The sequence below is a fragment of the Actinomycetota bacterium genome (genome assembly GCA_036280995.1).
Taxonomy (GTDB): Bacteria; Actinomycetota; CALGFH01; order CALGFH01; family CALGFH01; genus CALGFH01.
Genome location: DASUPQ010000205.1, coordinates 1 through 2,074 on the forward strand (window position 1 = coordinate 1; position 2,074 = coordinate 2,074).

Below are 2,074 nucleotides of genomic sequence, written 5' to 3' on the forward strand. Positions count from 1 at the left end.
TCGTGGCCGTGGCCTCCGGCGTCCTCCACGCCACGGGAATCCTGGTCGAACTCGGCCCGGTGACCGCGATGCAGCTTCACGTCGGCGCGGCGCTGCTCTCGATCCCGTTCGCGGTCTGGCACGTGCTGGCCCGGCGTGTCCGGCCGCGGCGGACCGATCTATCCCGACGGAGCCTGCTGCGGGCCGGGGCGGTGGTCGGCGGGGCCGGCCTCGCGTACATGGGCATCGAGGGGGTGGTCCGGGCCACCGCCCTGCCGGGCGCGGATCGCCGGTTCACCGGGTCCTACGAGCGGGGCTCGGGCCGGCCCAAGGACATGCCGGTCACGCAGTGGCTCGACGACGAGGTGCCCTGGCTCGACCCGGGGTCCTGGCGGCTCGAGGTCGCGTCGGCCGACGGCGTTCGGACGTGGACCCACGAGGAGGTGGCCGGCTTCACCGACCGGGTGCGGGCCACCCTCGATTGCACCGGGGGCTGGTACGCGGAGCAGGTGTGGGAGGGTGCGTGGTTGTGGCGGCTGCTGCCGGCGGTGGGCGAGGCCAGAAGTCTCAAGGTCGTGTCGGTCACCGGCTATCCGCGACGGTTCCCGGCCGCCGATCTGTCACGGCTGCTCCTGGCGACCAGGGTCGGCGGCCGTCCGCTCGATCCGGGCCACGGCTTCCCGGCTCGCCTGGTGGCCCCGGGGAGGCGGGGCTTCTGGTGGGTGAAATGGGTCGCTCGGGTCGAGGCGTCGCCGGTCCCGTGGTGGTGGCAGTGGCCCTTCCCGGTGACGTGAACCGGTGGCGCTAGACTCGGCGGCCGTGGCCCGGGAGCGGCTGGTCACCCCCACGTTCGTCCTGATCGCGCTGGCGACGCTGGCGTACTTCATCACGGTCAGCGTCGTGCTGCCGGTCCTTCCCCTGTACGTGCGAGGGCCGCTCGGGGGCGGCGACGTCTCGGTCGGGGTGGTCGTGGGCGCGTTCAGCGTGACGGCCCTGCTGATCAGGCCGTGGGCCGGTCGCCTGGCCGATCGGCGCGGGCGTCGCCTCCCGATGCTGATCGGGATCGGCATCGTGACGGTATCGCTGGCCGCCTACGTCGCCGCCGACTCGGTGCCGGCGCTCATCGCGTTGCGCCTCGTCACCGGCGTCGGCGAGGCGCTGTTCTTCACCGGAGCCGCCAGCGCCATCGCCGACCTGGCGCCTCACGACCGCCGGGGCGAGGCGATCAGCTTCTTCTCCCTGGCCCTCTGGACGGGCATCGCCGTCGGCCCCCCGATCGGCGAGGCGGTGCTCGGCGACGGCCGGTACGACCGGGTCTGGCTCGTCGCCGCTGCCCTGGGGCTCGTCGCCTGGCTGCTGACGTTGCGGGTCCGGGTGGCCCCGGTCCGCCCGCACCACGCCCCCTCTCGGCTGATCCACCGGAGCGCGCTGCTGCCGGGAACCGCCGTCCTGGCGAGCATCTGGGGGGCGGCCGGGTTCTTCGCCTTCGTCCCCCTGTATGCCCGCGAGCTGGGGTTGTCGGGGTCCGGCGGCGTGTTCGTGCTGTTCTCCAGCATCGTCGTGGCGATCAGGCTCGTCGGCGCTCGGCTGCCCGACACCCTCGGCCCGATGCGGGCGGCCCGGGCCTCCCTGGTCGTGTCGGCCGCGGGCCTGGCCCTGGCCGGGCTGTGGCGAACGGCGCCGGGCCTGTTCGCGGCCACGTCCGTCTACGCCGTGGGGCAGGCCCTGGCCTTCCCCGCGCTGATGGCCCTGGCGCTCCGGGGCACGTCGCCCGGCGAGCGTGGGGCCGCCATCGGGACGTTCACGGCGATGGTCGACGTCGGCTTCGGCATCGGCCCGGCCGCCCTGGGGTTCGTGGCCGCCGGGTTCGGCTACGGCGGCGTGTTCCTGATCGGCGCCGCGGTGGCCATCCTCGGGTTCGTCCTTCTCCTGACCCGATCCGGCGGGCGAGAGGCGGCGTGATGCCCGCCGGCCGGTACACGGTGCAGGACGGTTCGGGCCGGCCCGTGGGGACGGAGTCCTTTCGCTGCGCCCCCGGCCCGGCCGGATGGCGGTACTTCGCGGAGATCGAGACCTCGACGCCCGAGCCGCACCG

At 74.6% G+C, this 2,074-nt stretch carries 2 protein-coding genes; both read left to right on the forward strand.

The genetic code is table 11. The features are described 5' to 3' along the window. Positions 1-773, forward strand: a 773-nt coding sequence (locus VF468_06465) for a molybdopterin-dependent oxidoreductase (GenBank protein ID HEX5877952.1), incomplete at its 5' end; no start/stop codon positions are given. 4 nt (positions 774-777) lie between these two features. Continuing rightward, entirely contained in the window at positions 778-1,941 is a 1,164-nt protein-coding gene (locus tag VF468_06470) for an MFS transporter (GenBank protein HEX5877953.1), read from the forward strand. The last annotated feature ends 133 nt before the right edge of the window (positions 1,942-2,074 follow it).